Source organism: Nocardia salmonicida NBRC 13393 (genome assembly GCF_001613085.1).
Classification (GTDB): Bacteria; Actinomycetota; Actinomycetes; order Mycobacteriales; family Mycobacteriaceae; genus Nocardia; species Nocardia salmonicida.
This window is the reverse complement of record NZ_BDBR01000012.1, coordinates 173,671-196,385: the sequence shown is the minus strand read 5'-3', so window position 1 is coordinate 196,385 and position 22,715 is coordinate 173,671. Positions and strand designations below refer to the sequence as shown.

Here is a 22,715-nt window from a genome sequence, read left to right as displayed (position 1 = left end):
GAGCGTCGTCAGTCGAATCTCCATGTCGCGAGCTCGGCCCGCATGCACGCGCGAGGCCATTCGTCGAGGCCATGGGCTATTTCGGTGGCACGGATCGCGCGCAGGCCCGGCGGCTCGTCCGCCACCGAGATGTAGGCGAAGCCGAGGCGTTCGTAATACGGCCCGTTCCAGGGGACTTCGGCGAACGTGGTGAGCGTGATCTCGTGGAGGTCGTGGTCTTTCGCCCACCGCACCGCATGGTCGATCAGTCGCTTGCCGATCCGCGCGCCCGCATGGGCCGGGTCGACGGAGACCTGGTCGATGTGGGGCTGACCGTCGACGAGACCGAGAACCAGGTAACCGACCGGGTGATCGTCGTCGTCCGGCCACACCCACGCGCGCCCCTCTACGACGAAGGCCCGCAACACTTCCCACGACGGCGGGTCGTCCTCGGCGATCGCGATCATGCCCACCTCGCCGAACGGCGCGCCCGCCCGTCGCTCGATCTCCTGCAGGTCCGCGATCTCCTCCTCGCGCGCGAGCCGAGCAGGTCCACCGGCCACCGGGGTGGCGACGATCCCATTGAGCAGCGTGCGCAGAGCCCAGCGCGCCCGGACGTCACCGGCTGGGTGGGTGGCGCGCTCCACCGACTCGGCCGCGATGTGCCGGTAGATCAGGTCGACGGCCCAGGTGGCAGTCGCGGGGGCGAGGCCCCCTTCGCGCAGGAGGGCGCGCAACTGTTCGATCAAGCCGAGGGCGTGCTCGGTGGTCGGGAAGCGGCCGAAGGCGACGAGCGCGAGACCGTCGTGGCGGCCGAGAGCCTCGATCGCGTTTTCGACCAACTGGGTCACCCGCGCACGCCAGTCGCCCTCGGTGGGCACCCGGACCTGGGACAGGACGTGATCGAGCATGCCGGTCAGCAGGTCGTCGCGATGGGCGACGTAGACGTAGAGCGACGCGGCGCCGGTGTCGAGTTCCTTGGCGACCCTGCGCATGGTGAGCGCGGCCGAACCTTCGGTGTCGAGGATGCGCAATCCGGTCTCGATGACGAGATCGCGGCTCAGGGGCACTTTCGCCGGTCGGGCCCGGCGGCTGACGGGTGCGGCGTTCATGCGCCGATCCTACGCGTCCGACGAACATCGTTTGGCACGAACGCCGTTCGAAGTTCGCCTTCGGGCCTTATCCCCGGGCGTCGGGCCATCTATGCTGGCGGCGGAGAGCTAGGTCGCGGTCTGACGCACAGCGGGGGTCGGCCGAGGCGGCGGTAAAGGCCAGTCCGACAAGGAGGCGTTGATGCACGCGCATTCGTCCACCGTGGCCATCGTGCCGGGGACCGGGATCGTCGCCAGATTCGGCGATGTCGTCGTCTATCTGGCCGGGGAAACGCCGTCGACCGATCGGTTACTCGGCGCGGTGGAAACCGTCGCCAACAACACGGCGGCGAGCGCACCCGGTGCGGCCCTGGCACAGCGGCTGGCGGGCGTGGTGTTCGGCGGAGCTTCTGCCCCACCACCTTTCGGCGTGCTCGCCCCGACGGCCGACGGCATGCTGATCCTGTTGCGCGGCGCGGTGATCGCCGAGATCTCCGGCGCGGAGGGCAACCGCCGCCTCGCCGGCGACCGGGCCTTCACCTGGGTCGACGAGATCATCCGCGAACCTGTCCGACGCATCGCGGTGGGCGCCGAGCTGGCCGATCCCACCAGCGCCAATCCACGCACCGACCTGCGCGCCGGCATCGTCACCGGTAACGGTTTCGTGCTCAACCTCGGCCGACGTCGCAATCCCCCGCCCCGCCGGGTCGAATCCGTCGACGAGCCCGCACCCACCGAGGCCACCGGCTTCCAAGCCCTTCGCGCCCCGACCTCGCGACCCACCGACGCCGGCGACGCGCTCCCGGCCACCGCCGGGTTCCCGGCACCGACGCCCGAAAAGCCCGCGACCTCGGGTTTCCAGCCCGATGCGGGCCGACCCGACAGCGAAACGGTGAGCACGGGCAGCCGACCGAGCACCGGCGACGGTGCCACCGTGAGCACCGGCCCGCGCAACTCCCCCAATGCCGACGCGCCCCGCGCCTGGTCCCAACCTCTCGAAGCCGCCAAGCGCGCCGAACCGGTCGCGCTGAGCAAAGGCACGGCGCCCCACAGCAGTTCGCGTGGCGCACTGGTCACCGAAGAAGGACTGAGCTACCCCTTGGACCGGCCCTATGTCCTCGGCCGCAATCCCTCGGGGGAAGAATCGGTACGCGCTTCCGCGGCGACGCCGATTTTGATCGAGCGCGATCGGCTCGTCTCGCGGGTCCATGCCTTCGTCGCCCCCGACCGTGGCAAGGTGTTCGTCCGCGAGGCCCCCGCGACCTCCGGAACGTTCTTCGCCGCCCCCGACAGCGAACGCTGGTCTCGCGTCGGCACCCTCCCGATCGAATTGCAACCGGGATGGCGCCTGCGGATCAACGACTTCCTGCTGACCTATTGCGTGTAATTCACTTGTTCCAGATCACTCACAGACCATCCCGACGCCCGTGCATCCAGCACCACGGGCGTCGGATCGCTAATCGGCTCAGGCCTCGAGGGCGTCGAGCAGGGCCGCGCGCTGACGAGCACCGAGGCCACCGATACGACGATCTTCGGGAATCTCGGCCTGATCCATCAGCTTGGCGGCCTTGACCGGACCAACGCCCGGCAGTGCCTTGATCACGGCAGCGACCTTGGTCTTTTTCACCAGGTCATCGCTGTCGGCTTTCTTGAGCAGATCGGCGACGGTGACCTTGCCCTCCTTCACCTTGCCGATCAGTTCCGAGCGCGCCTTGCGCACGGCAGCCGCTTTGGCCAACGCCTCGGTGCGCTGTTCGGCGGTCATCGTAGGCAGTGCCATGTCTCCTCCGCTTCCACTCGTCACTCGAACATCTGATTGACGGACCGAGTAAACAGCACGAAATCGGCAGCACCAGTCCGACACACCGCGAGGATACGCCGATGAGTTTTGCGTGCCGAACCCGTCGTAATCGATGAAGGCCCTGCGAGACGGACCAAACGGACGAAAAGACCGACCGGTTCAGGCCGGAGTAACACCCCGATGACCAGCAACGACACATCATCAGAAGCACTTTTACGGGATCAAGGTTCAACGGCGAACCACGGAGGATCAACGAAGCTCCTCGGCCCCGGGCGCGACCGATTCTCGAACGGTCGTCACCGTCTCCCGTACCGCTCCGTCAACAGCTACACAGTTGTGCGCCAGACATTTTCAGCGCCTTCGGACCGAGTAATTCGGGCCCACGGGTGTTCTCCCCCCGCTCGATGCGCAACAATGACGCGACCCGGCGAACCCTTTTGCTACCTGGAGTTGCGATGCGCGAGGAACACCCGCTCGATCACGAGGTCACCGCACTGCCTGTGCGGGTGGAACGGGCCAGGCGCCGCATCGCCTATCAGTCCGATCCGGCCCTGACCGACGCGCTGTCCGAAGACGAGTTGAGCGCCGAGCGCGAACTCGCCGAGAAGATCCGCACCTACGAGCGCGACCAGCGCTGGAAACAGATCAAGGCCGCCTCCTCGCACGCCGACCGCCTGCGAGACACCACCGCGGAGCTGGAGCGCGCCGAGATGTCGGACCTGATGCTGGCCCGCAAGGCCATCGCCGCGCAACGCCGCGAGTCCAACCCGCGCGCTCGCCTCGCCTCGCTCTATCAGCACCGCACCTGGTCGCTGCGGGCCCTGGCAGGCGTGGTGATCACGGGCATGCTGTGGTCGGCGGTGAACGTCCAGCACAACATCGCCCCTGGCGGGCCCACCGATCCGCTCTACTGGGCCAGTTTCGGCCTGGAGGCGATGATCAGCGTGTGCCTGATCATCATCATGATCGGCACCACGCGGGTGGCCGAGTGGGGCGTGATGGGCAACCGCAACCAGGTGCTGATCGCCGAGCTGTTCCTGCTCACGCTGACCATCGCCCTCAACACCTACCCACACCTGAGCGCAGGGCACTGGTACGACGCCGCTGTGCACGCGGTGGCCCCGGTGATGATCGGTGTCGCGCTACTCATCCACAATGCCGCCAGCGCCCGCTACAGCACCGCGATCGTCCGTGCCAGCGCGGAGATCCCGGCAGACGAGGCCGACAATCTCCTGTCCGCGCCGAGCATGGGTAACCCGGCCGCCACCTAGCCTCCACCGACACACAGCGAAGGGCCCCTCCGGATCAGATCCGAAGGGGCCCTTTGCCGTTGGTTTGTTACGCCGACTTCTCGCGACGCTCGGGACGCTGCGCCTTACGCGGCACGATCGTCGGGAGGACGTTGTGCACGACGGTGTCGGCGTTCACGACCACCTTGGCGACGTCGTCGCGGCCGGGGATGTCGTACATCACCGGCAGCAGGACCTCTTCCATGATGGCGCGAAGGCCGCGAGCACCGGTGCCGCGCAGGATCGCCTGATCGGCGATCGCTTCGAGGGCGTCGGTGGTGAACTCGAGGTCGACGCCGTCCATCTCGAACAGGCGAACGTACTGCTTGACCAGTGCGTTCTTCGGCTCGGAGAGAATAGTGACCAGCGATTCCTTGTCCAGGTTCGTCACCGAGGCGACGATGGGCAGGCGGCCGATGAACTCGGGGATCAGACCGAACTTGATCAGATCCTCCGGCATCACGTCGGCGAAGTGGTCATCGGTGTCGACCTCGGCCTTGGAGCGCACCTCGGCGCCGAAGCCGATGCCGCGGTGGCCGGTGCGGTCGGAGATGATCTTCTCCAGGCCCGCGAAGGCACCCGCGACGATGAACAGCACGTTGGTGGTGTCGATCTGGATGAACTCCTGGTGCGGGTGCTTACGACCGCCCTGCGGCGGCACACTCGCCTGGGTGCCCTCCAGGATCTTCAGCAGCGCCTGCTGCACACCCTCGCCCGAGACATCGCGGGTGATCGACGGGTTCTCGCTCTTGCGGGCGATCTTGTCGACCTCGTCGATGTAGATGATGCCGGTCTCGGCGCGCTTGACGTCGTAGTCGGCGGCCTGGATCAGCTTCAGCAGGATGTTCTCGACGTCCTCACCGACATAGCCGGCCTCGGTGAGGGCGGTGGCGTCGGCGATGGCGAACGGGACGTTCAGCATCTTGGCCAGGGTCTGCGCGAGGTAGGTCTTGCCGCAACCGGTGGGGCCGAGCATCAAGATGTTCGACTTCATCAGTTCGACGGCCTCACCGCGGCTGTCGCGGCCCTTGTCGCCTGCCTGGATGCGCTTGTAGTGGTTGTAGACCGCGACGGCGAGGGTCCGCTTGGCGGTGTCCTGGCCGATCACGTAGTTCTCGAGGAAATCCCGAATCTCCGAAGGCTTGGGCAACTCGTCGAGCTTCACTTCGCTCGACTCGGCCAACTCTTCTTCGATGATCTCGTTGCACAGATCGATGCACTCGTCGCAGATATAAACCCCAGGGCCCGCGATGAGCTTCTTGACCTGCTTCTGGCTCTTTCCGCAGAACGAGCACTTCAGCAGATCGCCGCCGTCTCCGATGCGCGCCATCTCGTAGGTCCCTACTTCCTTGTCCGAGTGCGACCGTCGTCCCCCGATTGGGCCGGAAATACGTCTCGGTGCCGTCAATCAGAGCAATGGTCCCTGAGTCGACCGTACCTGTTGTGCGCGAATGAGGTCGACAACTCGCGCATGTTTGTCGTGAGTGCTGTGCGGGTCCTCACCATTGTGAGCCACCGCGGGTGAAAAAGCCGGGCCCGCCGCCCAGATCAGGACAGCGGGCCCGGGCGTGTCACTTCTGTCCGCTGAGCTTGCGGTAGTCGAAGACCTGATCGATGATGCCGTATTCCTTGGCTTCCTCGGCGGTCAGGATCTTGTCGCGGTCGGTGTCCTTGCGGACCTGCTCCTCGGGCTTGCCGGTGTGGCGCGAGATGGTGACTTCCATCAAGCGACGCATCCGCTCGATCTCGGCCGCGGCGATCTCGAGGTCGGACACCTGACCCTGCACACCGCCGGAAGACGGCTGGTGGATCAGGATGCGCGCGTTGGGCAGTGCGGCCCGCTTGCCGGGAGCTCCGGCGGCCAGCAGCACCGCGGCGGCTGAGGCGGCCTGACCCAGGCAGACCGTGACCACGTCGGGGCGCACGTACTGCATGGTGTCGTAGATCGCCATCAGCGCGGTGAACGAGCCACCGGGCGAGTTGATGTACATGGTGATGTCGCGGTCGGGGTCCTGGGACTCCAGCACCAGCAGCTGCGCCATGATGTCGTTCGCCGAGACGTCGTCGACCTGGTTGCCCAGGAAGATGATGCGCTCCTCGAACAGCTTGTTGTACGGGTCGGAGGTCTTGACGCCGAACGAAGTCTGCTCGGTGAACTGCGGCAGGATGTAGCGCGACTGCGGGTTGGCGGCAGCAGCGCCGCCCAAGCCTGCGCGCGGGTCGATCAGATTGGCCATCTTGGTCTCCAAGCTTGTCTCGAGTGTGATGGGGCGCGGGCCTGCGCTACTTCGCCTGGTTCGCGTGGGCGACCACGTGGTCGATGAAGCCGTATTCCAGGGCTTCCTTCGCCGTGAACCAGCGGTCGCGGTCCGCGTCCTCGGTCACCTGCTCCACCGACTTGCCGGTGTGCAGCGACTGCAGTTCGTTGAGCTCACGCTTGGTGTGGGCGAACTGCTCGGCCATGATCGCGATGTCGGCGGCCGAACCACCGATGCCCGCCGAGGGCTGGTGCATCATGATCCGGGTGTGCGGCAGCGCGAAACGCTTGCCCTTGGTGCCCGCGGTCAGCAGGAACTGTCCCATCGATGCGGCCAGACCCATCGCGACGGTCTTGATGTCGCACTCGGCGAACTGCATCGTGTCGTAGATGGCCATGCCGGCAGTGACCGAGCCACCGGGCGAGTTGATGTAGAGCGCGATGTCCTTCGTCGCGTCCTCGGCCGAGAGCAGCAGGATCTGCGCGCAGATCTTGTTCGCGATCTCATCGTCGACCTGGGTGCCCAGGAAGATGATGCGCTCGCGAAGCAGCCGTTCGTATACGGAATCACTGAGGTTGAGTCCAGCGGTAGCGGCTGTCATGACCCCTGCCTGGTTGATCGTCACGGATACCTGCCTTCTCTTCTCACCGATTGCTACGGCCATACGAATACGGTTCGTCGTCACAAACACTAACGAAGCAGGGCGGCACCGAACTCCCGGTACCGCCCTTCTTCGCTCACAGCGCAATCAAATCACGCCGCCGAAACCTACTCAGCAGCGGCTTCGTCCAGCTCGATTTCAGCGGAATCCGCAGGGTCACCGAACATTTCGGTGGTGTCGACCACGTTGCCGTCGGAGTCGGTAACCTTCACCTGACCGACAACTCCGGCGAGCGCCTTGCCGCGTCGCACGTCGGCGAAGACCGCGCCGAGCTGGCCGGCCTGCTGCACCTGCTGGATGAACTGCTCCGGCGACATGCCGTAACGCTGTGCCTGGAACAGGATTCGCTCGGTCAGCTCCTGCTGGCCGACCTGGGTGTTCTCGGCCTCGGCGATGGCGTCGAGCAGCAGCTGGGTCTTCACCGACTTCTCGGCGGCTTCCTGGGTGTCCTTGTCGAACTCCTCGCGGGAGGAGCCCTGCGCCTCGAGCGCCTCGGCCAGCTTGGCCTCGTCGTGGTCGAAACCGTGCACGGCGTCGTGGACCACGGCGTCGACCTCGGCCTTGACCACGGCCTCCGGCAGCGGGACCTCGACGGTCTCGAGCAGGGTGTCGAGCACCTTGTCGCGGATCGAACCGGCCTGCTCGACCTTCTTGACGCGCTCGACGCGGCCCTTCAGGTCTTCCTTGAGCTCGTCGATGGTGTCGAACTCACTGGCCAGCTGAGCGAACTCGTCGTCGGCCTCGGGCAGCTCGCGCTCCTTGACCGACTGCACGGTCACGGTGATCACGGCTTCGGAGCCCGCGTGGTCGCCGGCGACCAGGGTGGAGGTGAACTCGGCGGACTCGCCGGCCTTCAGGCCGATGACCGCCTCGTCGAGACCCTCGATCAGCTGACCCGAACCGACTTCGTGCGACAGGCCGGTGGTGGCCGCCTCGGGGACGTCCGCACCGTCGACGGTCGCCGACAGGTCGATCGATACGAAGTCGCCATCGGCCACGGCGCGCTCGACACCGGTGAGGGTGCCGAAGCGCTGACGCAGCGAGGTGAGCTGCTCCTCGATGTCGTCGTCGCCGATGGTGAAGGAATCGACACTCACCTCGATGCCCGAGTAATCGGGCAGGGCGATCTCGGGGCGCACGTCGACCTCAGCGGTGAACGCGAGCTCTTCGCCGTCTTCGATCTTGGTGATCTCGATCTCGGGCTGGCCGATGACCTTGACCTCGGTGGCCTGCACGGCCTCGGCGTAGCGGGCGGGCAGCGCGTCGTTGACGACCTGCTCCAGCACGGCGCCACGGCCGACACGGGTCTCGATCAGCTTGGCCGGAGCCTTGCCGGGACGGAAGCCGGGGATCTTGACCTGCTGCGCCAGCGCCTTGTACGCCTTGTCGAAGTCGGGCTTCAGCTCCTCGAAGGGCACCTCGACGTTGATCCGGACCCGGGTCGGGCTCAGCTGCTCGACGGTGCTCTTCACGGACATACTCCTTGGTTCGTAGTTCATGGTGGTGTCCCCACAGGGGGCGACGCGCCATAGTCAGGCACGGCTAAGCCAGGTGCGGCGCATAAAGCGCATCCCGACCAGGGTAGTTGACCGCCCGCGCGGTCGCGCAATCGGTGTTTGGTTGAGGGTGCCGCTAGCGGCCGACCTGCACGGCGTCGGTCACGAAGACCAACGTCTCGTTCGGCGGCACACCGTTGCCGCCTTCGCCGTAGCCGAGGTTCGGTGGCACGATCAGCAGCCTGCGGGTGCCCTGCTGTACGCCGATCAGGCCTTCGTCCCAGCCCTGGATGACCTGGCCCGCGCCGAGGGTCAGCCCGAACGGCTTACCGCGCTGGAAGGAGCTGTCGAGTACCTGCTTGTCCGACCAGGTGACCAACTCGTAGTTCATGGTCAGCGGCTGTCCGGCCGCCGCGCCGGGCCCGTTGCCTGCCACCAGATCCTTGACGATCAGGCTCTTGGGCGGATCGCAGGTCTCGGGGATGGTGATCTTGGGCGCCTCGCCGAAACCGCCGCTGACCTTCACGTCGTCGGCGGTGCATTCGAGACCCGTGCTCGCGGGATTTCCGCCGACCGAGCTCGAGCTCGGCGAGCTGGTCGAATCCGCGTCGGAGCCGCAGGCCGCTGTCGTGATCGCGGCGGCCGCGACGAGTCCGATTCCGATGATCCTGCCGAGAGAATGCATGGCCCGCACAGTAATCGACTGTCGTAGTGGGGGCGGAAACCGGCACGACGGTAGGCTCGGCGGTGCGATTCCCCACCGGGTGTCACCGGTCCTCGATCGGCGCCCGTGCATGCACCGCGGCGCGGACGGCGCCGCGAACTCACCGATTTCGAGGAGAGTCCGCGATGACCGGGAACACCCAGGGCGACACCGCCGCCGACAACGTGGGAGACGGCCGGGGCGAGACCATCGCTCCCACGCCCTACGTCCTCACCGACGCACCCGGTCCGCTCTCGCGCGAGGAGCTCGTCGCGGTCGACACGTGGTGGCGGGCGTCGAACTATCTCGCGGTCGGCCAGATCTACCTGATGAGCAATCCGCTGCTGCGCACCCCGCTGGTCGCCGAGGACATCAAGCCACGCCTGCTCGGCCACTTCGGTACCGTGCCCGGCCTGAATCTGGTGTGGGCCCACGCCAACCGGGTGATCCGCGATCGCGGCCTGAACGCGGTATACGTCGCGGGCCCCGGGCACGGCGGGCCCGGGCCCAACGCCTGCGCGTGGCTCGAAGACGCCTACACCGAACTGGAGCCGGATATCCCGCGCGACATCGACGGTATGCGCAGATTCTTCCACCGGTTCTCCTTCCCCGGCGGCGTGCCGAGCCACTGCGCTCCGGAGACGCCGGGGTCGTTCCACGAGGGCGGTGAGCTCGGCTACAGCCTGCTGCACGCCTTCGGCGCCGCCCTGGACAACCCCGACCTCATCGTGTTCTGCGTGGTCGGCGACGGCGAGGCAGAAACCGGGCCACTCGCGGGCAGCTGGCACGCGAACAAATTCCTCAACGCGGGCCGCGACGGGGCGGTGGTGCCGATTCTCGCGCTCAACGAGTACAAGATCGCCAATCCGACCATTCTCGCCCGCATCCCCGAGGCAGAGCTGATCGAACTGCTGCGCGGCTACGGTTACGAGCCGCTGATCGTCTCCGGCGACGACCCCGCACCGGTCCACCAGGCGATGGCCGAGGCGATGAATACCTGCATGGACAGGATCGCGCAGTTCCAGCGGGCCGCCCGCGAGGACGGTGACACGACACGTCCCCGCTGGCCGATGATCGTGATGCACACCCCGAAGGGCTGGACCTGTCCCCCGGTGGTCGACGGCAAACAGGTCGAGGGCACCTTCCGCGCCCATCAGGTGCCGTTGCCCAACGCGCGCACCGACGCCGAACACCGGCGGGTGCTGGAGTTGTGGTTGCGGTCGTATCGGCCGGAGGAATTGTTCGACCACGACGGCTCGCCGGTGCCCGCCCTGCTGGAACAGGTTCCGGCGCATCCGATGAGCCTCAACCCCGTCGCGAACGGCGGCTCGCTGATTCACGATCTCGACCTGCCCGATTGGCGCGACTACTGCGTGGATGTCGTGACGCCGGGCGCGGGTCAGCACGAGGCGACCAGGGTGCTCGGCGGTTGGCTGCGCGATGTCACCGCCCGCAATCCGCACAACTTCCTCACCTTCGCTCCCGACGAACTGGCCAGCAACCGGCTCCAGGACATCCTCGAGGTGACCGGGCGCGACTGGCAGGAAGAAGTCGGGCGCTGGGATGTCGATCTCTCGACGGTGGGTCGCGCGGTCGAAGTGCTCTCCGAGCACATGTGTGAGGGCCTGCTGGAGGGTTACCTGCTGACGGGCCGCCACGGCGTCTTCACCTGCTACGAGGCGTTCATCCACATCGTCGACGCCATGTTCAACCAGCACGCCAAATGGCTCGACGCCAGCCTGAAGGTGCCGTGGCGACGCAAGATCCCCAGCCTGAACTACCTGCTCACCTCGCACGTGTGGCGCCAGGATCACAACGGGTTCACCCATCAGGATCCCGGATTCCTCGACGTGGTGGCGAACAAGAGCCCCGATATCGTGCGCGTGTATCTGCCGCCGGATGCCAATACCCTGCTGTCGACCTACGACCACTGTCTGCGGTCGCTGCACTACGCGAACGTGGTCGTGGCGGGCAAACAGCCGGGGCCGGACTGGCTTTCGGCCGAGGAGGCCGGGCTGCACTGCACGCGCGGTCTCGGGATCTGGGAGTGGGCGTGTCACAACGACGACCTCGGGACCACGCCCGATGTGGTGCTGGGGTGCGCGGGCGACGTGCCGACCCTGGAAGCCCTGGCGGCGGTGGCGATTCTGCGAGATCGACTGCCGGACTTACGCATTCGGTTCGTCAATGTGGTCGACCTGATGCGCATGCTGCCCGCCGACGAACACCCGCACGGCCTGCCCGATGCCGAGTTCGACGCCCTGTTCACCACCGACCGCCCGGTGATCTTCGCCTTCCACGGCTACCCGTGGCTGGTGCACCGGCTCACCTACCGCCGCACCAATCACGCCAATCTGCACGTGCGCGGTTACAAGGAGAAGGGCACCACGACCACCCCCTTCGACATGGTGATGCTCAACGATCTGGACCGCTTCCATCTGGTGCTCGATGTGATCGACCGCGTGCCCGGACTGCGTGAGCGGGCGGCGGGTCTGCGCCAGGAGATGGTCGATGCCCGGTTGATCGCGCGCCGCTGGACCCGCGAACAGGGCACCGACATCCCGGTCGTCGCCGATTGGGTCTGGCCCGACTCGGCGATCCCCACCGCGGGGTAACGCGGTTGCGGCGCGGGCCCGCCCTACACGACGATGGAGGGGATATGACCGAACCCCGCCGCACCGACCTACTCCCCCGCGACCGCCGCGACCTGACCGGACCGTTCGACGTGATCGGCGACGTCCACGGCTGCCGCAGCGAACTGGAGACCTTGCTCGGCGAACTCGGCTACACCGTGGACCGCGACGACCGCGGCCGTCCGATCGACGCCTCCCACCCCGACGATCGCACCGTGGTCTTCGTCGGCGATCTCGTCGACCGTGGTCCCGACACCCCCGGCGTGCTGCGCCTGGCGATGGGGATGGTCGCCGCGAAGACCGCCCTGTGTGTCACCGGCAACCACGACCACAAGCTGATGCGCGCCCTCGACGGTCGCAACGTCCGCATCGCGCACGGCCTCGAACAGTCACTGTCCCAGCTGGCGGACGAAGACCTCGAGTTCCGCACCGCCGCACACACTTTCCTGCGCGGCCTGCCGAGCCACTACCTGCTCGATCGCGGCAAGCTCGTCGTCGCCCACGCCGGTCTCCCGGAAAGCCTGCACGGCAGCACCTCCGGCCGAGCCCGCTCCTTCGCCCTCTACGGCGCCCCCACCGGCGAACTGGACGAACACGGCTATCCCATCCGCTACGACTGGGCCCAGGACTATCGAGGCACCCCCACCGTCCTCTACGGCCACACCCCGGTGCCCACCCTCGCCTGGGTCAACAACACCCTCTGCCTCGACACCGGCGCCGTCTTCGGCGGCACCCTCTCCGCCCTGCGCTACCCCGAGCTGACCACGATCTCGGTCCCCGCGGAACAGGTCTGGAGCGAACGCGCGGGCATCACCCCGACTGTGTGACGGGCACGAACCCTAGCCCGCGCCGCGCTCCTTCTTGATCTTGCGCCAGCCACCCGCCCGGTTGTCGGCGATGATCTGCTTCAGCATCGTCGACAGCGCTCGTTCGTTGAGGGCCTGCCCCTCGTACACGGCGACCGTACGGGCGGTTTTGTTGTCGTGACCACCGGTGATGATGTGGTCGGGGTCGGGGACGATCGCGCCGTCGTAGAGGAAGATGTTGACGTGCGTCTTGGCGGCGAGCAGCGCGCAGATATTGCCGTCGAGCACGAAGTAGGGCTGGATTCGACGTTTGACCGTCTCGGTGACGGCCGGGTCGGCGGCGTGGACGATCTCGCGCACCTGGCGACAGATTCCCTGCTGCCAGACGGGCAGCGCGTCGATGTAGGCGTCGACTCGCGGATCGGCGACATAGGTCATCGACCGATCCTGACACATCCGATGTCGCTGTCCGACTAGGTCGGACCAGCGGTTTCTCACCAGGCGACAGGTTCGCCGGTCACGGATCGTCGCCGAATCGTCAACGCCGAATCCGGGTGTGACGTGCGGATTCGGACCCGGATGGGCCTACCATCAGCAGCGGACGACCCGACTCATCGATGAGGAGAGGTTCATGCGCCGTACATTTCTCGCACTGTCCGTACTCGCTCCGCTCATGGTCAGCGGTGTCGCGAGCGCCGATCCGGCACCCGTGGGGACGGGGTCGCTGACGGTGTGGACATTCACCGGCCGGGAGCCGATGCCGGTGAATCGGGCCGATATCGAGGTCACGCCGTGCGATGCGAAGCAGGTGGTCGCCACGCTGGTCAGCGGGGCCGACGGGCGGGCCACGGTGGCGCTGCCGGTGGGCTGCTACGAGGCCGAGGTGGTGACCGTGCCCGGCGGCTGCGGGTTGGCCGTCACGGAGCCGGTCAGGGTCACCGTGGCAGCGGGCACCGAGGCGCGAGCGGACTTCCGATTCGGCTGCGCCTGAGGCGGCGTCAGTCCTTCGGGCCGCCTGCCACATAGATGACCTGACCCGACACGAAGCCGGCGCCCTCGCTCGCGAAGAACGAGGCGGTGTTGGCGATGTCGTCGGGCGTGCCGACCCGGTTGACCGGGATCTGCGCGGCGGCAGCCGCTTTGAACGCCTCGAACTCGACGCCGACGCGGGCGGCCGTCGCGGCGGTCATCTCGGTTTCGATGAAGCCGGGAGCGATCGCGTTGGCGGTGACGCCGAATTTGCCGAGTTCGAAGGCGAGAGTCTTGGTGAAGCCTTGCATGCCCGCCTTGGCCGCGGAGTAGTTGGCCTGGCCGCGATTGCCCAGCGCCGAGGTGCTCGACAGGTTGACGATGCGGCCGAACTTCGCCTCGACCATGTACTTCTGCACGGCGCGGGTCATCAGGAAGGCGCCGCGCAAGTGCACGTTCATGACGGTGTCCCAGTCGTCTACCGACATCTTGAACAGCAGGTTGTCGCGCAGCACGCCCGCGTTGTTGACCAGCACGGTCGGCGAGCCGAGTTCGGTGGCGATCCGCTCCACCGCGGCGGCGACAGCCCCTTCGTCGGCCACATCGGCGCCGACCGCGAGAGCTTCGCCCCCGGCGGACGCGATGGTGGCCACGGTGCCCGCGCAGGCGGCTTCGTCGAGATCGAGCACGGCGACGGCATATCCGTCGGCAGCGAGCTTGACCGCGACCGCGGCGCCGATGCCACGGGCTGCTCCGGTGACGATCGCGACCTTACGTTGCGTGGGCATCCGTCTCCTACAAGCCTGAGCTGGGCGAATGGTGATGGTCGGGGTGACAGGATTTGAACCTGCGACCCTCCGCTCCCAAAGCGGATGCGCTACCAAGCTGCGCTACACCCCGATACCTCACCGGCGAGAGCACCGTCGAGGCAATACATGTTTGAGCGGGTGACGGGAATCGAACCCGCACCATCAGCTTGGAAGGCTGAGGTTCTACCATTGAACTACACCCGCAGGCATACGACATCGATGGGATCGCCACGATGTCGTGTGCGCCACGACTGTACCGAACCCCGCGCGAAAAATGCCAATCCGGCCCCTGCCTGCCCGATTGATGCGCCTCGGCCGCCGGTGTACCCAACTTCTCTGCGATCAATCGCCGCTATGCCCGATTAGGGCCTAATGACCCTAGCCCCGAAACGTCCTCCCGGCGACGATGATTGGTGCGCCCATGGGGACCGGCGCCTGCTCCACCGGGGGGATTAAATAGGAGAATTATCCTTGAAAACCCGCCACGTGGGCGGCGAGTAGGCCACCATGAGAGTGCGCGTGACGACTACTGCCACATCGTCACAACTCGCACCCCGTGCCAGGAGGGACCCATGGCGACACAACGTCCACCGCCCAGCGGAGGGCATCACGCTGCACGTTTCGGGCTTCCGAAAATTCTTTCGGAAAATGTGTAACGCCGAAGGCCCTGCAGCGATGTCATAGCCGATCGCCATTCGCGAGAGACCAGAGAACACGTTCCAGAACGTGGATTTTCGGTCTCGGGTGGCTTGCTAGGATCCTTTTTGCCGGACGGGGGTATCTGGAAAGGGGGCGGTGAGCGTGTGCCGAACTCGGTGGACCCAACCGCGTAGCAGTGCGAATGATCGAGGTGGCAAGACCGTCGCCACCTATCGCCGGTGATCTCGATGACCCACATCGAGCCACCGGTCGCCGCGATGGCCCGCGCCTGGGCCCGCGCGGTATGCGCCGAACCGGGCTCTTCCACGGCGCCGCACCAGTTGGAGCCGGTGCTCGTCGACATCGTCGAGCGGCTGCTGCACCTGGCTCGGACCGAACCGTTCCCGGTACCACAGGCGCGCAAGCTCGGCGCGCGGTTGGCCGAGGCGCCTTTCGAACGCACCAGGATGCTGGCCCATGCCAGTCGCTGGCTGCTCGGCTTCCCCTCGGGGGTTCCGGGCTCGCTGGTGGCGACCCGCTGGCCGCTGGTGGCCAGCCAGGCCATCGACAGCTACGCACAGGCACTACAGGAACGCGCTCTGGCGCAACAGGAACAGAACATCTCGGCGAAAGTGTCACTGCGCGTACAGGAGATCGCCGCGCTGCAGCACCGCTTGCGCCACGAGGCGACCCACGACGCACTCACCGATCTGGCGAACCGCACGCTGCTGCAGGAACGGGTACGTGCGTTCGCCGCGGACCCGAGCCGCGGTGTCGGTGTGCTGGTGGTGGACCTCGACCGCTTCAAACAGATCAATGACGGCTACGGACACGCGATCGGCGACGAGGTACTGGTCGAACTGGCCAACCGGCTGCGTGAGGTGTGCCCGCCCGACACGGTGATCTGCCGATACGGCGGCGACGAGTTCGTGGTGGCGGCCAACCCGCGCCGCGACACCCTCGGCGAGCTGGCACACCGGGTAGTCGCGGCACTGCGCGACCCGGTGTGGTCGAGCGCGGGCCCCGTACCGGTTTCGGCCAGCGTGGGCACCGCTTTCTGCCCACCGGGAAAGACGTGCGATTTCACCGACCTGTTGCGTCGCGCCGACCGCGCGATGTACTCGGCGAAGTCGGCGGGCGGGCGGCGTTTCGCGCTCGCTGAATCGGGCGACCCCGAACTGGGAACGGCGGTCGCCGGCTGAGTCGGATCGCGAAGCCTGCACTTCGCGGTCCGGCTCAGCCGATTACTCTGCCGGCTGGCAGGTGGGGCACCAGAAGAGGTTTCGGCCTTCCATGACCTTGTGCGCGACGGGGGTCGCGCACACTCGGCACGGTTCGCCCTGGCGGCGGTAGACGTAGGTGCGGGGGCGGTCCTTGGTGTACGAGGGTGCGCCGGTGTCGTGTTCGGGGCGGACCACGTGCATGCGGCCGGTGGTGACGCCGATCGGCATGAGCTCGACCAGGTCGGCCCAGAGGGCGTCCCATTCCTCAGCGGTGACCGAGGTGCCGGGGCGGAACGGTGAGATGCCGTGGCGGAACAGGACTTCCGCGCGGTAGACGTTGCCGACGCCGGCGATCAGGGCCTGGTCCATCAGCAACGCGCCGATCGCCCTGCGGGAACGCCGAATTCGCGCGCCCGCGCGTTCGTGGTCGGCGTCGGCACGCAACGGGTCGGCGCCGAGGCGCGCGGTGAGCGCGTCCACTTCGGGCGGCGACAACACTTCACACGCCGTGGGTCCGCGCAGATCGGTACCGAAATTTGTTGCGGCACCGAGCATTCGCATCCGTACCTGCCCGACCGGCGGCGCCATCGGCAACTCGACCTCGCTGAAGATGCCGTACAGCCCGAGATGCACATGCACCGTCAGCCCGGACGCGTAGTGATGCAGCAGATGCTTGCCGTAGGCCTCGGCCTGCTCGAACACCTGCCCGTCCACGAGCGCGGCGCCTTCGGTGAACCGCCCCTGCGGACTCGAAACCCGTACCACCCCACCGGAAAACCGCTGCTGATGCAGGTCGGCGATCCGGTGGAGGGTATGTCCTTCTGGCACTACCTCAGTACGCGGGAATCTCGGGAGCGATGCCGGTCTTCTCGTAGTCGGCGAGGATGTCGATGCGACGCTGGTGGCGCGCCTCGTCCGACCAGGCCGCCGCGAGGAACGCGTCGACGATGGCGAGGGCTTCGGCGGTGGAGTGCATGCGGCCGCCGATGCCGATCAGGTTGGCATTGTTGTGTTCGCGGGCCAGCACGGCGGTTTCGACGCTCCAGGCCAGGGCGCAGCGGGCGCCCGCGACCTTGTTGGCGGCGATCTGCTCGCCGTTGCCGCTGCCACCGAACACCAGGCCGAGCGAGCCCGGGTCGGCAACGGTGCGCCGAGCCGCCTCGATGCAGAAGGCGGGGTAGTCGTCGAGAGCGTCGTACTCGAGAGCGCCGCAGTCGACGACCTCCACTCCGGCCTCCTGCAGATGGGCCTTCACGTGATTCTTCAGTTCGAAACCGGCATGGTCGGCACCCAGGTAAACGCGCATGGCTGCGATTGTCGCAGGCCCGCTTAGAGTCGTTTCATGCACCCGCACGAACCGCATTCCCCGCATCCGGCGGGTTCCCCGCCGGAGCACACGGGCAGCCAGCCCGAGCGAACATCGTTACCGAACTCCGACACTGCGCCGCCGTCGCCGTGGGCACAATCTGATGCACGAACCGGCGGTTTCCCCGCGCACGACAGCCCACCGCAGCCGCCGACCGGCTCGTATCCGCCCGTCGCCCCTGGTCAGTACGCTCCGGGCCAGTACGCCCCCGGCTACTACCCGCCGAGCGGTCCGCCCGCGCCGCCGCAGCACCGACCGCGCGGGCTGATGCCGTGGGATCGCCCCGCCCGGCATTCGTGGGAGATCCCGCTGCTGATTGTGGTCATCATGATCACCGCGGTCGCGTACCTGTTCGCGCTCCTGCTCATGACGGTCGAACTGTTCACCGATCCCGTCGTCGACGAGAAGGGCGTGGAGCAGACCAGTTCCCTCGTCACCAGTCCGTATGTGCTGCTGCTGTTGTTCGCCCCGGTGCTGCTGTGGGCCGGTCGTGGTCTGAACTTCACGACCCAGCGCGTGAACGGCGTGAAGATGTCGCCCACCCAGTTCCCCGAGGGGTACCGCCTCGTGCAGGAGGCGGCGGCGCGATTCGGGATGCACAAAGCGCCGGACGCCTACGTGATCCTGGGCAACGGCAAGATCAACGCCTTCGCTTCCGGACACGGGTTCCGCCGGTTCGTCGTGGTCTACAGCGACCTGTTCGAGATCGGCGGCGCCGCACGCGAACCGGACGGGCTCGCGTTCATCATCGGCCACGAAGTGGGTCATATCGCCGCGGGCCACGTGTCCTATTGGCGTCAGCTCGGCATGTTCGTCGCACCGTGGTTGCCGGTGCTCGGGTCGTCGTTGATCCGCGCCCAGGAGTACACCGCCGATAATCACGGCTTCTGCTTCCGACCGCACGGCGCGCCCAGCGCGATGGCGACTCTTGCCGCGGGCAAGTACCTCAACAGTGATGTCGGCGTCGACGAGATGGCCGACCGGGCCGCACTCGACAGGGGCGGTTTCATCTGGCTGGTCAATGCCATGGCCAGCCACCCGGTGCTCACCTGGCGGATGTGGGCGCTGCGTGATCGCAGCAAGCCAGGACCGATGTTCTGGCGACCGAGCGCGCCGCACCCCGGCATGATCCCGCCGCAGCGCGGATATCCGCTGAACTCGGCCCCGCCCCCGCTGTCGCCGAAGCCGGTCTGATCGGTCGGGGGTGCGGTGAGCGGCACCCCCGACCCGCACGATCAGTCGAAGACCGGGTCCTCAGTCCTGGTGCGCTTGAGCTCGAAGAAGTGCGGGTACGAGGCCAGCGCGACCACGCCGTCCCATACCCGGCCCGCGTCCTCACCGCGCGGAATGCGCGAGAGCACCGGCCCGAAGAAGGCGGTCCCGTTGATGTGGATGGTCGGCGTGCCGACATCGGGGCCGACCTTGTCCATGCCCGCGTGATGGCTGGCCCGCAGCGCCTCGTCGTAGTCGGTGCTGTTCGCGGCCTCGGCGAGTTCGGCGGGCAGGTTCAGTTCGGCGAGCGCGTCGGCGACGACCGCGACGAAGGTCTCCTGCGGCGTCTCGCGCTCGTACTCGGCCTTGCGGTCGTGGATCCGGGTCCCCAGCGCGGTGTAGAGCGGCGACAGAATCTCGTCGCCGTACTTCTGACCAGCGGCGGTGACGACTCGAACCGGGCCCCACGCGGCGGCCATCATGTCGACATAACGCTGCGGCAGGTCGTCTTTGCCCTCGTTGAGCACCGCCAGACTCATCACGTGGAAGTGCGCCTCGATATCGCGCACCTTCTCGACTTCCAGGATCCACCGGGAGGTGATCCAGCACCACGGGCACAGCGGGTCGAACCAGAAATCGGCGACATCCTTGGTGGCCTGCTCGCTCACGATGGGTTCCTCTCGGGTCAGCTGTAGCGGGTCGGGTCTGCCCCACCGACTGGTGCAACCGCATCACCGCCGGAATCGTTCCCGTGGGCGAAAACGCGCACTAAGCTCGGGTTGCGAGGAGTCCGGGTCGTCCGCGAGAAGGGGTCCGTTCATGAGCTCGAATCAGCATTTCGTCGTTATCGGTGGAGGTCTGGGCGGAGCGAAGATCGCCGAAGCCCTACGCGCCAACGATTTCGACGGTCGCGTCACGCTGCTGGCCGCCGAAGAAGAGCTGCCCTACGAGCGCCCGCCACTGTCCAAACAGCATCTGGCGGGCACCCAGCAACTGCCCGATTTCACCGTCGACACGGCCGCCTGGTACCGCGATCACCACATCGACCTGCGGCTCGGCACCACCGCCACCGCGTTCGATCCGATCGCCAAGACGGTGACGCTGCCCGACGGTTCCACCCTCGACTACGACAAGCTGGCCCTCGCCACCGGCTCGCGAGCCCGCACCCTCGACATTCCCGGCGCCGACGCCCCGAATGTCTACACGCTGCGCACCATCGGCGATTCGAACGCGCTGCTCGAGATCCTGCGCACGGATCGGCGCCTTGTCATCATCGGGGCCGGATGGATCGGACTCGAGGTCGCCGCGCAGGCCCGCGCCAAGGGCGTCGAGGTGACGGTGATCGAAACGGCCGATCTGCCGCTGGTCGGTGTGCTCGGTCCGGAGATGGGCAGGTTCTATGCCGATCTGCATCGCGCGCACGGCGTCGACCTGCGTGTGAACACCTCCGTCGACGAGATCCTGACCGACGACGGTGAGGCGACGGGCGTGCGGCTCGGCGGCGGCACCGTGGTGCCCGCGCAGGCGGTACTGGTCGCGGTGGGGGCGCAGCCCAATATCGAGACGGCGACCGCGGCCGGACTGGCGAGCGACGGCGGCGTGCTCGTGAACGCCGCGCTGTGCACCAGCAACCCCGATGTGGTCGCGGTGGGCGATATCGCCGAACAGGAGCATCCGCTGTTGCACCGGCCGGTCCGCGTCGAGCACTGGGCGACCGCGCTGAACCAGCCCGCCGTCGCCGCGCAGACGATGCTGGGCAAAGCCGCTGTCTACGACCGGCTGCCCTACTTCTTCAGCGATCAGTACGACGTCGGGATGGAGTACTCCGGCTATGTCGGGCGCGGCGACGACGTGCGGGTGGTGGTGCGCGGCGATCTGGACGAGCGCGAGTTCGTCGCGTTCTGGCTCGACGCGCAGAACAGGGTGCGCGCGGGGATGAACGTCAACGTCTGGGACGTGACCGACCGGATCAAGGAGTTGATCGGATCGGCGCAACCCGTCGATCCCGACCAGCTGGCGGACACGAACATTCCCCTGTGATCCAGTTCATAGAGACAAGAGTGTCGAAGACCGCGGATCAGCTCCGACCAACAGTCGAACGCGCCACATGGGCGCACCGAACAGGAGCCGAACCATGAAATTCATGCTGGTCAAGACCTATTCCGAAGCTGCCTACTGCGACATCGCGCTGCCGGATTGGGCACCCGAGGACATCGCCGCCCACATCGACTTCCAGCGGGCACTGGGCGAACAGCTCGCCGCCGCGGGCGAACTCGTCGACGCGCAGGGCCTGGCCGCACCGGATCAGGCGATGATCGTGTGCTCCGACGGCCGCTCGGCGCCGGTCGTGACCGACGGGCCTTTCCCGGAGACCAAGGAGTTCCTCGCCGGTTTCTGGGTGGTCGACGTCGATTCGGTCGAGCGCGCGGTCGAGATCGCCGCGCAGGCTTCCGCGGCGCCCGGCCCCGGCGGCAAGCCGATCGGTGAATACATCGAGGTGCGTCAGATCATGAGCGCGCCCGACGTCGCGTGACCGAGACCCTGCCGCGCATCGAGGACCTGCTGCGTGAACTCTCGCCGCAGGTCCTCGGCGTCTTGGTCCGCCGCTTCGGCGATTTCGACCTCGCCGAGGACTCGGTGCAGGATGCGCTGCTGGCGGCGGCGACCCAGTGGGATCGCGACGGGCTTCCGGACAATCCACGTGGCTGGCTGATCCAGGTCGCGCAGCGGCGGATGGCCGATGCCGTGCGGGCCGAGGTAGCGCGGCGACGCAGGGAGACAACGGTTTTCGTGCGGGATGTGCCCGTCGACGCGATCGAGCGGGACGACACCCTCGACATGTACTTCCTGTGCTGTCACCCCGACCTGCCGCCCGCCGGTGCTGTCGCGCTCACCTTGCGCGCGGTCGGCGGGTTGAGCACCGCCGAGATCGCCACCGCCTTCCTGGTACCGGAATCAACCATGGCGCAGAGGATCTCGCGGGCGAAGAAGCGCCTGGCCGAATCCGACCGACCGTTCGCCGACGGCGCGCACGACAGCACTCGGGTCGGTGCGGTGCTGCAGGTGCTGTACGTGATCTTCACCGAGGGCCACACCAGCAGTTCCGGTGCGGGATTGCGGCGCGGCGATCTGTCGGCCGAGGCGATCCGGCTGACCCGCGCGCTGCGCCGACTCCTGCCCGACAACACCGAGGTCACCGGCCTGCTCGCGCTGATGCTGCTCACCGACGCCCGCCGGGCCGCCCGCTCCGGACCGCACGGCGAACTGATCCCGCTCACCGAACAGGACCGCTCCCGCTGGGATCGCGCGCAGATCACCGAGGGCTTGCGGCTGCTCACCGCGACCATGCCCGCCGGGCTGACCGGGCTGTACCAGATGCAGGCCGCCGTCGCGGGTCTGCACGCCGAGGCCCGCCACCCCGAAGACACCGACTGGGCACGAATCCTGCAGCTCTACACCATGATCGAGCGCTCGACCCCCAACCCGATGATCACCCTCAACCGGGCCGTCGCCACCGCGATGGTGCACGGTCCGGGCGCGGGGCTGGCGGTAGCCGACAGCGTCGCCGAACCACTGTCCCGCTCACATCGCCTCGCAGCCGTCCGTGGACACCTGCAGGAGATGGCCGGTGATCACGTTGCGGCTGTCGCCGAATATCGCCGCGCCGCACAGCAAACGGCGAGCGTGCCCGAACGCGACTACCTGCTGCTGCGTGCCGCCCGCCTGCGCGTCGGCGACGCGAAGTGACACCGGGCGATCGCGCGGCACGGCGCACGGCAG

The 22,715-nt window shown here is 67.3% G+C and carries 22 protein-coding genes and 2 tRNA genes; 10 read left to right on the top strand and 14 right to left on the bottom strand.

Annotation, left to right across the window (positions count from 1 at the left end):
• Positions 1-8: 8 nt before the first annotated feature.
• The gene (locus NS1_RS39045; protein WP_084503744.1) at positions 9-1,091 is read right to left on the bottom strand and encodes a GNAT family N-acetyltransferase; all 1,083 of its coding nucleotides are present in this window, start codon (positions 1,089-1,091) and stop codon (positions 9-11) included.
• 181 nt (positions 1,092-1,272) lie between these two features.
• Here NS1_RS39045 and NS1_RS15340 point away from each other — a divergent pair, with 181 nt between their 5' ends.
• Entirely contained in the window at positions 1,273-2,457 is a 1,185-nt protein-coding gene (locus NS1_RS15340) for an FHA domain-containing protein (protein ID WP_056821513.1), read from the top strand.
• Positions 2,458-2,535: 78 nt separating this feature from the next.
• Here the strand turns inward: NS1_RS15340 and mihF are convergent, their stop codons facing one another.
• Complete coding sequence (gene mihF / locus NS1_RS15335) at positions 2,536-2,850, bottom strand: integration host factor, actinobacterial type (RefSeq protein WP_019045768.1); 315 nt, start codon at positions 2,848-2,850, stop codon at positions 2,536-2,538.
• 476 nt (positions 2,851-3,326) lie between these two features.
• Between mihF and NS1_RS15330 the strand changes: the two genes are divergently transcribed.
• Positions 3,327-4,142: a hypothetical protein gene (locus tag NS1_RS15330; protein ID WP_062985244.1), complete on the top strand. Its 816-nt coding sequence runs from the start codon at positions 3,327-3,329 to the stop codon at positions 4,140-4,142.
• 67 nt (positions 4,143-4,209) lie between these two features.
• Here NS1_RS15330 and clpX read toward each other — a convergent pair whose 3' ends face one another.
• The 5 genes from clpX to NS1_RS15305 all read right to left on the bottom strand — a co-directional run bounded on the left by clpX (position 4,210) and on the right by NS1_RS15305 (position 9,260).
• Positions 4,210-5,490 carry an ATP-dependent Clp protease ATP-binding subunit ClpX gene (gene clpX / locus NS1_RS15325; RefSeq protein ID WP_056821517.1) on the bottom strand — a complete coding sequence of 427 codons (1,281 nt, stop codon included), beginning with the start codon at positions 5,488-5,490 and terminating at the stop codon, positions 4,210-4,212.
• Positions 5,491-5,731: 241 nt separating this feature from the next.
• A complete protein-coding gene (locus NS1_RS15320) occupies positions 5,732-6,397 on the bottom strand; it encodes an ATP-dependent Clp protease proteolytic subunit (protein ID WP_056821519.1) in 666 nt (221 codons plus the stop codon).
• A 46-nt stretch (positions 6,398-6,443) separates the two neighbouring features.
• Positions 6,444-7,019 carry an ATP-dependent Clp protease proteolytic subunit gene (locus NS1_RS15315; RefSeq protein WP_056821854.1) on the bottom strand — a complete coding sequence of 192 codons (576 nt, stop codon included), beginning with the start codon at positions 7,017-7,019 and terminating at the stop codon, positions 6,444-6,446.
• A 167-nt stretch (positions 7,020-7,186) separates the two neighbouring features.
• The gene (tig, locus tag NS1_RS15310) at positions 7,187-8,551 is read right to left on the bottom strand and encodes a trigger factor (protein ID WP_062985352.1); all 1,365 of its coding nucleotides are present in this window, start codon (positions 8,549-8,551) and stop codon (positions 7,187-7,189) included.
• A 160-nt stretch (positions 8,552-8,711) separates the two neighbouring features.
• Positions 8,712-9,260 carry an FKBP-type peptidyl-prolyl cis-trans isomerase gene (locus NS1_RS15305; RefSeq protein WP_062985242.1) on the bottom strand — a complete coding sequence of 183 codons (549 nt, stop codon included), beginning with the start codon at positions 9,258-9,260 and terminating at the stop codon, positions 8,712-8,714.
• Positions 9,261-9,424: 164 nt separating this feature from the next.
• On the opposite strand from NS1_RS15305, the gene NS1_RS15300 reads away from it, so the two are divergent.
• Entirely contained in the window at positions 9,425-11,893 is a 2,469-nt protein-coding gene (locus NS1_RS15300; protein WP_084503743.1) for a phosphoketolase family protein, read from the top strand.
• Positions 11,894-11,937: 44 nt separating this feature from the next.
• A complete protein-coding gene (locus tag NS1_RS15295) occupies positions 11,938-12,738 on the top strand; it encodes a metallophosphoesterase (protein ID WP_062985240.1) in 801 nt (266 codons plus the stop codon).
• A gap of 12 nt (positions 12,739-12,750) precedes the next feature.
• On the opposite strand, the gene NS1_RS15290 is transcribed toward NS1_RS15295, so the two are convergent.
• Positions 12,751-13,155: a DUF1801 domain-containing protein gene (locus tag NS1_RS15290; RefSeq protein ID WP_062985238.1), complete on the bottom strand. Its 405-nt coding sequence runs from the start codon at positions 13,153-13,155 to the stop codon at positions 12,751-12,753.
• A 193-nt stretch (positions 13,156-13,348) separates the two neighbouring features.
• Here NS1_RS15290 and NS1_RS15285 point away from each other — a divergent pair, with 193 nt between their 5' ends.
• Positions 13,349-13,708: a hypothetical protein gene (locus NS1_RS15285; protein WP_062985236.1), complete on the top strand. Its 360-nt coding sequence runs from the start codon at positions 13,349-13,351 to the stop codon at positions 13,706-13,708.
• A 7-nt stretch (positions 13,709-13,715) separates the two neighbouring features.
• Here NS1_RS15285 and fabG read toward each other — a convergent pair whose 3' ends face one another.
• From fabG to NS1_RS15270, 3 genes are all read right to left on the bottom strand, one after another.
• On the bottom strand, positions 13,716-14,474 hold the full coding sequence (fabG, locus tag NS1_RS15280; RefSeq protein WP_056821526.1) for a 3-oxoacyl-ACP reductase FabG: 759 nt from the start codon (positions 14,472-14,474) through the stop codon (positions 13,716-13,718).
• A 35-nt stretch (positions 14,475-14,509) separates the two neighbouring features.
• Positions 14,510-14,586, bottom strand: a tRNA-Pro gene (locus NS1_RS15275).
• Between the two features lie 42 nt (positions 14,587-14,628).
• Positions 14,629-14,699: transfer RNA gene (locus NS1_RS15270), tRNA-Gly, on the bottom strand.
• Between the two features lie 683 nt (positions 14,700-15,382).
• Between NS1_RS15270 and NS1_RS15265 the strand changes: the two genes are divergently transcribed.
• Positions 15,383-16,336, top strand: a complete 954-nt coding sequence (locus NS1_RS15265) for a GGDEF domain-containing protein (RefSeq protein WP_056821857.1) — start codon at positions 15,383-15,385, stop codon at positions 16,334-16,336.
• A gap of 42 nt (positions 16,337-16,378) precedes the next feature.
• On the opposite strand, the gene NS1_RS15260 is transcribed toward NS1_RS15265, so the two are convergent.
• Together NS1_RS15260 and NS1_RS15255 are read right to left on the bottom strand one after the other, a co-directional pair.
• Complete coding sequence (locus NS1_RS15260) at positions 16,379-17,185, bottom strand: Fpg/Nei family DNA glycosylase (protein ID WP_062985234.1); 807 nt, start codon at positions 17,183-17,185, stop codon at positions 16,379-16,381.
• 4 nt (positions 17,186-17,189) lie between these two features.
• Positions 17,190-17,663: a ribose-5-phosphate isomerase gene (locus NS1_RS15255; protein WP_062985232.1), complete on the bottom strand. Its 474-nt coding sequence runs from the start codon at positions 17,661-17,663 to the stop codon at positions 17,190-17,192.
• A gap of 36 nt (positions 17,664-17,699) precedes the next feature.
• Here NS1_RS15255 and NS1_RS15250 point away from each other — a divergent pair, with 36 nt between their 5' ends.
• Positions 17,700-18,917: a M48 family metallopeptidase gene (locus NS1_RS15250; protein WP_373864338.1), complete on the top strand. Its 1,218-nt coding sequence runs from the start codon at positions 17,700-17,702 to the stop codon at positions 18,915-18,917.
• A 41-nt stretch (positions 18,918-18,958) separates the two neighbouring features.
• On the opposite strand, the gene NS1_RS15245 is transcribed toward NS1_RS15250, so the two are convergent.
• Positions 18,959-19,603, bottom strand: coding sequence for a mycothiol-dependent nitroreductase Rv2466c family protein (locus NS1_RS15245; protein ID WP_056821530.1), 645 nt, complete (start codon positions 19,601-19,603; stop codon positions 18,959-18,961).
• Positions 19,604-19,754: 151 nt separating this feature from the next.
• Between NS1_RS15245 and NS1_RS15240 the strand changes: the two genes are divergently transcribed.
• The 3 genes from NS1_RS15240 to NS1_RS15230 all read left to right on the top strand — a co-directional run bounded on the left by NS1_RS15240 (position 19,755) and on the right by NS1_RS15230 (position 22,682).
• Entirely contained in the window at positions 19,755-20,975 is a 1,221-nt protein-coding gene (locus NS1_RS15240; protein WP_062985227.1) for an NAD(P)/FAD-dependent oxidoreductase, read from the top strand.
• Between the two features lie 94 nt (positions 20,976-21,069).
• Entirely contained in the window at positions 21,070-21,468 is a 399-nt protein-coding gene (locus tag NS1_RS15235; RefSeq protein WP_062985225.1) for a YciI family protein, read from the top strand.
• Entirely contained in the window at positions 21,465-22,682 is a 1,218-nt protein-coding gene (locus tag NS1_RS15230) for an RNA polymerase sigma factor (protein WP_062985224.1), read from the top strand. Before NS1_RS15235 ends, NS1_RS15230 begins: the two co-directional genes overlap by 4 nt.
• The last annotated feature ends 33 nt before the right edge of the window (positions 22,683-22,715 follow it).